Below are 6,000 nucleotides of genomic sequence, written 5' to 3'. Positions count from 1 at the left end.
TCCTAACGGTCTCCGAGAAGAGCCGCTGCCCATTACCCCATGTTGAAAAAAGACCCGCCGGTGCGATTCGGCGGGTCCTGGCTGTCTTAATTCCTGAAAGCTGGGCTTAGGGCGTCCCGCCGCCGCCGCCGCCCGGGATGCCGGGCGCCAGCTTGCTGGCGCCGTTGATGATCTGGCTGAGGAAGTTCTGGTCCTTGCCGCCGGTCGGCGTCGTCCTCGAGATGAAGTCGAAGATCTTGCCGTCCTTCAGACCGTAATTGGCGATCTGGGTGACGCGACCGTCGGCGCCGAAATAGACCGCCAGCACATGCTGGTCGACAATGTGCGGGTTGTCGAAGGCGACGTAGCGCTTGCGCGTCTGCGATATGTAATAGAAGGCCTCGTTGTCGAAGGTCGCCGTCGTCGACGGCGTGCCCAGCGCCAGAAGCACCTGCTCGCGACTCGATCCGACCGGCACCGAGTCGATCGCTGCCTGGTCGATGACGTAGCCTTTCGTCAGCGTCTCGCTCGGATGGAGATCACCGAACATCTTGGACGAATTGCAGGCAGAAAGCGCTGATACCGCCATCAGCAGCGACGCCAGGCCCACCGGGGCAGGCGCAAAGAACGACTTGAATTTCAGCGCACCCAACAACAATTCTCCATCACATCCCCGCAACTTGCGCTGGGCCGCAAAACCGGTAAACCAGCTTGCATGCCGATGCAACAAGGCCAAATCAAACAACAGGTCCCCGGGAGACCGCCCTCAATGTTCCAGCGCCTTTTTGGCCGCGAACGTCACGCCAACCGCGCCATCACCGAGGCGCTCTACGCACAAATCGTGGCGGCGGCGCGGCAGACATTGTTTTATTCCGATTGGAATGTGCCGGATACGCCGCTTGGCCGCTTCGAGATGCTGTCGCTGCATATGTACCTGGTCCAGCACCGGCTGCGCGGGGAGGGCGGAGCCGCGGCCGAGGTCGCGCAGGTGCTGATCGACGAGTTCTTCCTCGATGTCGACCATTCGCTGAGGGAACTCGGCATCAGCGATGTCGGCGTGCCGAAGCGCATGAAGAAGCTGGCAAAGATGTTCTATGGCCGCACCGCGGCCTACGACGACGCCTTGCGGGACGACGACCGCGCAGCCCTTGCCGCGGCGCTCGCCCGTAACGTGAGGCCCGATGCCGGCGAGTGGCCCGAGGCGTCGCTGCTGGCGAGTTATGTTTCCGCTGCGTCCGGGCAGCTTGCCGCGCAGCCGACCGAATCGATCGTGGCCGGCACCGTGGTGTTCCCGGTCGCCGGAGCCGCGTGAAGGAGGCGAGAATGAAACACGCCGAACAGCGAAGCCCCGTATCCTTCGTCGCCAATGTCGCCCGCCTGCCGCAAAAGGGCCTGCCGGTTATGATCGAGGCGGATGAGCGGCAGCGCGCTGCACTTGCCGCCGAATACGACTTGCTTTCCGTCGAGAGCTATCGCGCCGAGCTCTTGGTGGCGTCCTGGAAACGCAATGGCGTCAAGGTCAGCGGCCGCGTCGAGGCCGACATCACCCAGGCCTGCATTGTCACTCTCGATCCGGTCGCAGCCCATATCGACGAGCCGGTCGAGGCGCTGTTCCTGCCGGAGCAGTCCAAGCTCGGACGCGAGGGCTTCGAGGGCGGCGGCGAGATCGTCCTCGACGCCGACGGGCCGGACAGCCCGGAAACATTTTCCGGCGACACCATCGATGTCGGCTCGCTCGCCGAGCAGTTTTTTGGCCTGGCAATCGATCCTTATCCGCGCAAGCCCGGCGCCTCGCTCGATGCAGCGGGCGACGATGAGCCCGAAGAAAGCGAATTCCAGAAAAAACTGCGTTCGCTGCTCGGAAAATCCTGAAGGCGGCCTGGATTTTGGAAAAGTTGGTTGTGCGGCTGCCCAAAACCGCTATTTTCGCCGAACCTTCGCGAGCCCCCTTACCTCGGCAGGCGCACGCCGCTGGCCAGGCAAACCGTGAGAAAAACACCGCGTGATCAGGATTTCCATCGATGCCATGGGCGGCGATCACGGACCAGGCGTCGTCATCCCGGCGCTGATGACGGTCGCCATCCGCCGCCCTGATATCCGCTTCGTCATCTATGGCCGCGAGGACGCCGTGCGTCCCGAACTGGCCAAGTTTCCCAAGCTCGCCGAGGTCAGCGAGTTCATCCATTGCGAGATCGCGGTCAGGATGGACGACAAGCCCAGCCAGGCGCTGCGCCACGGCCGCTGGAAATCCTCGATGTGGAAGTCGGTCGAGGCGGTGAAGAACGGCGCCGCGCAGGCCTGCATCTCGGCCGGCAACACCGGCGCGCTGATGGCGATGTCGAAATTCTGCCTGCGCACCATGGCCACCATCGACCGCCCGGCGATCGCAGCACTTTGGCCGACGACGCGCGGCGAGAGCGTGGTGCTCGATGTCGGCGCCACCATCGACGCGGATGCGCATCAGCTCGTCGACTTCGCGATCCTTGGCACCGGCATGGCGCGCTCGGTGTTCGGCATCGAGCGGCCGAGCGTCGGCTTGCTCAATGTCGGCGTCGAGGAGATCAAGGGCCAGGAGGAGGTCAAGGAGGCCGGGCGCATGCTGCGCGAGGCGAACATGGCTTCGATGAACTATCGCGGCTTCGTCGAGGGCGACGACATCGGCAAGGGTACGGTCGACGTGGTCGTGACCGAAGGCTTTGCCGGCAACATCGCGCTCAAGACCGCCGAGGGTACGGCAAGGCAGATCGCCGGCTACCTGCGTGCCGCCATGAGCCGCACGCTGATGGCCAAGATCGGTTATGTCTTCGCCAAGGGCGCCTTCGACCGGCTGCGCGAGAAGATGGATGTCGGCCGCTCCAATGGCGGCGTCTTCCTGGGCCTGAACGGCATCGTCGTGAAGAGCCACGGCGGCGCCGATTCGGACGGCTTCGCGGCGGCGATCGAACTCGGCTACGACATGGTGCGCAACAATCTGCTTGACCGGATCGAGGCCGATCTCGATCTGTTCCATGCGCGCAATCCGAGTGCCCAGGCAAACAGGAAATCCGGCGTCGCCGTCGACGCCGAGGAATAGGAACGAACCTTGATCAGATCAGTCGTGCGCGGCAACGGTGCCGCGCTGCCCCGCCGCATCATGAAGAATGCCGACTTCGAAGGCATGGTCGAGACCTCCGACGAGTGGATCGTCCAGCGCACCGGCATTCGCCAGCGCCACGTCGCTGCTGATGACGAGACGACGGCCTCGCTGGGCGAAGCCGCGGCGCGCGCCGCGCTCGACAGCGCTGGCTTGACGCCTGCCGACATCGACCTGATCGTGCTGGCGACGTCGACGCCCAACAACACTTTTCCCGCGACCGCGGTGGAGATCCAGAACCGGCTCGGCATGCATCACGGCTTCGCCTTCGACATGCAGGCCGTATGCTCCGGCTTCGTCTATGCGGTCGCCACTGCCGATCTCTATATCCGCGGCGGGCTGGCAAAACGGGTGCTGGTGATCGGCTCCGAAACCTTCTCGCGCATCCTCGACTGGAGCGACCGCTCGACCTGCGTGCTCTTCGGCGACGGCGCCGGCGCGGTCGTTCTGGAAGCGCAAGAGGGGATGGGCGGTATCGCCGATCGCGGTGTGCTGGCCGCCAGCCTGCGCTCGGACGGTGTCCACAAGGACAAGCTCTTCGTCGACGGCGGCCCGTCGACCACGGGGACGGTCGGCCATCTCAGGATGGAAGGCCGCGAGGTGTTCAAGCACGCCGTCGGCATGATCACCGATGTCATCGAGGCGACCTTCGCCCAGGCCGGCATCACCGCCGACGATCTCGATTGGTTCGTGCCGCATCAGGCCAATAAACGGATTATTGACGCTTCCGCCAAGAAGCTCGGGATAGCCGAAGAGAAAGTAGTGGTCACTGTCGATTTGCACGGTAACACCTCGGCTGCCTCCGTGCCGCTCGCCTTGTCGGTGGCCGTCGCCGACGGCCGCATCAAGAAGGGCGACCTCGTCCTGCTCGAGGCGATGGGCGGAGGTTTCACCTGGGGCGCGGTATTGCTCCGCTGGTAAGTGCCGAACGCGCGGGTTCGGTCCTTGACCTTGACGGATCAATTACTTACGCTCTGCCGTTGCCTGTATCGATTTACGTTTTTTGAGCTGATGGGACGGTCGCATGGGGGGAAAGACACTTACGCGTGCCGACCTAGCCGAAGCCGTTTACCGCAAGGTTGGTTTGTCGCGAACTGAATCGGCCGAGCTCGTCGAGGCCGTCCTGGATGAGATTTGCGAAGCCATCGTTCGTGGCGAGACGGTGAAGCTGTCTTCCTTTGCGACCTTCCATGTCCGCTCCAAGAATGAGCGCATCGGCCGCAATCCCAAGACCGGCGAGGAAGTGCCGATCCTGCCGCGCCGCGTGATGACCTTCAAATCGTCGAACGTGCTGAAGAACCGCATCCTGCGTTCGCACCAGAACAGCAAGGCCAAGGGCGGCAAGTAATCCGCGAATGCCGGTTGAAAACCGTGGCCCGCTTTGACGCCGGGCTTGAATATCGTTTCATAAACCGCTGAAATAAGCTGCGATTCGGATCAATACGAGATCGCGGTCCAGCGTGAGGATTCGCCCATGGACAAGAGCCCCGATGCTTTCCGCACCATCAGCGAAGTCGCGGAAGATCTCGACCTGCCGCAGCACGTACTTCGGTTCTGGGAGACGCGTTTCAACCAGATCAAGCCGATGAAGCGTGGTGGCGGCCGCCGTTACTACCGGCCGCAGGATGTCGAACTGATCAAGGGCATCCGGCACATGCTCTATGATCAGGGTTATACGATCAAAGGCGTGCAGAAGCTCCTGCGCGAGAACGGCAATCATTTCCTGGTTGCCATCGGCAATGGCGACATGGCCGCCGTCGAGGCGATCGCGCAACGCCGTCAGGCCGAGCAGGTGCCGCTGACCGCGGCTGCCCAGCCGCGCGGCGACGAGGATGCGCTGGTCGGTCAGCCCAAGGTGAAGCCCAGCCGCCGTTTCTTCGGCCTCGGCAAGGGCGACGACGAAGGTCCCGTGCAGCCGGACTCCTCGAAATTGTCGCGCGACAACCGCGCTTTGCTGCAGGAGGCGCTCTTCGACCTCTTGGAGTGCAAGCGCCTGCTCGACCAGGTGCGTTGAGCTTCGGTTGCCGCCCGCGGCTTGAATGGCCAGCGTCTCTGACGGCCGGAACTGCCGTTGCGTCCATGCGTTAGGCCTTCTCTGCAGAGAAGGATGCTTGGCATGGCTTTGTTCGCGACCGATCATGATCTGGACAGGCAGTTTGCGGCGCTCTCGCGGCAACTCGACGATCTCAGGAAAGCCTTGGCCAGACGCGGCGACGCCTATTACGAAGATGGCCGCGAGGCGGGGTCCGACTATTATTCGCAGCTTGCCGACCGCCTCCACGAGGCATTGCCGGCTATCACGCGCAGGGGCAGGGCGCTCGAGCGCACCGCGCGCGACCATCCGGCCACCGCGGCCGCCGTGGGGCTGGTTGTGCTCGGGCTGCTTGCCGGCCTTCTCATCAGCCGGCGCTGACTTTCGACAGATGGCGAGACAGAAATGGCGCCCGCCAGCTGCGGCCGCCATTTCCATCGCCTCAAATGGTCAGTTCGCAAGCTTGATCTTGCTCTTCGGATCGACCTGAGCCGTCGCCGGGCGGCATTTGCCATAGACGGTGCCCGAAGAATCGGTGGCATCGACATATGTGCACTTACAGTTGAGCATCAGCACCGTGCACGGGCCATGACCCTTGCAGACCGCGCCGTCATTGCTGGGCAGGATGCCGGCAAAGGCCGGCGCCGAAACCGAGCCGAAAGCCGAGACGACGAGGACAGCGGCGAGCGAGATACGCTTGAAGTTGGTCATTTGAGCATTTCCTTCATTGGTTGTCGGGATCGCAGTTCTGGCGTCCCGGTCCGGTTGAGGAGCGCCTTCGCGGCGCCCATGGCCGCTTGGTGCGGCGTCCAATGGAAAGGTTCACATCCCGTGCGATTTTTTCGCCTGGCGGATG

The 6,000-nt window shown here is 63.4% G+C and carries 9 protein-coding genes; 7 read left to right on the top strand and 2 right to left on the bottom strand.

Translation table 11 applies throughout. The annotated features are described in order from the left end of the window. Positions 1-106: 106 nt before the first annotated feature. Entirely contained in the window at positions 107-631 is a 525-nt protein-coding gene (locus AU465_RS14380; protein WP_192248422.1) for an outer membrane protein assembly factor BamE, read from the bottom strand. A 117-nt stretch (positions 632-748) separates the two neighbouring features. Between AU465_RS14380 and AU465_RS14375 the strand changes: the two genes are divergently transcribed. From AU465_RS14375 to AU465_RS14345, 7 genes are all read left to right on the top strand, one after another. After that, a complete protein-coding gene (locus AU465_RS14375) occupies positions 749-1,291 on the top strand; it encodes a ubiquinol-cytochrome C chaperone family protein (protein WP_192248419.1) in 543 nt (180 codons plus the stop codon). 11 nt (positions 1,292-1,302) lie between these two features. Next, the gene (locus tag AU465_RS14370; protein WP_192248416.1) at positions 1,303-1,851 is read left to right on the top strand and encodes a YceD family protein; all 549 of its coding nucleotides are present in this window, start codon (positions 1,303-1,305) and stop codon (positions 1,849-1,851) included. A gap of 130 nt (positions 1,852-1,981) precedes the next feature. Next, positions 1,982-3,052, top strand: a complete 1,071-nt coding sequence (plsX, locus tag AU465_RS14365; RefSeq protein WP_192248412.1) for a phosphate acyltransferase PlsX — start codon at positions 1,982-1,984, stop codon at positions 3,050-3,052. Between the two features lie 9 nt (positions 3,053-3,061). After that, positions 3,062-4,033: a beta-ketoacyl-ACP synthase III gene (locus AU465_RS14360; protein ID WP_192248410.1), complete on the top strand. Its 972-nt coding sequence runs from the start codon at positions 3,062-3,064 to the stop codon at positions 4,031-4,033. Positions 4,034-4,136: 103 nt separating this feature from the next. Then, complete coding sequence (locus AU465_RS14355) at positions 4,137-4,460, top strand: integration host factor subunit alpha (RefSeq protein ID WP_010915609.1); 324 nt, start codon at positions 4,137-4,139, stop codon at positions 4,458-4,460. Positions 4,461-4,586: 126 nt separating this feature from the next. Beyond that, positions 4,587-5,126 carry a MerR family transcriptional regulator gene (locus AU465_RS14350; RefSeq protein WP_067000781.1) on the top strand — a complete coding sequence of 180 codons (540 nt, stop codon included), beginning with the start codon at positions 4,587-4,589 and terminating at the stop codon, positions 5,124-5,126. Between the two features lie 102 nt (positions 5,127-5,228). Continuing rightward, a complete protein-coding gene (locus AU465_RS14345) occupies positions 5,229-5,525 on the top strand; it encodes a DUF883 family protein (RefSeq protein WP_192248407.1) in 297 nt (98 codons plus the stop codon). Positions 5,526-5,594: 69 nt separating this feature from the next. On the opposite strand, the gene AU465_RS14340 is transcribed toward AU465_RS14345, so the two are convergent. Then, positions 5,595-5,855: a hypothetical protein gene (locus AU465_RS14340; protein ID WP_192248403.1), complete on the bottom strand. Its 261-nt coding sequence runs from the start codon at positions 5,853-5,855 to the stop codon at positions 5,595-5,597. Positions 5,856-6,000: the final 145 nt, after the last annotated feature.

Source organism: Mesorhizobium silamurunense (genome assembly GCF_014843905.1).
In the GTDB taxonomy this organism is placed as follows: domain Bacteria; phylum Pseudomonadota; class Alphaproteobacteria; order Rhizobiales; family Rhizobiaceae; genus Mesorhizobium; species Mesorhizobium silamurunense.
This window is presented reverse-complemented; position numbering and strand designations above follow the sequence as displayed.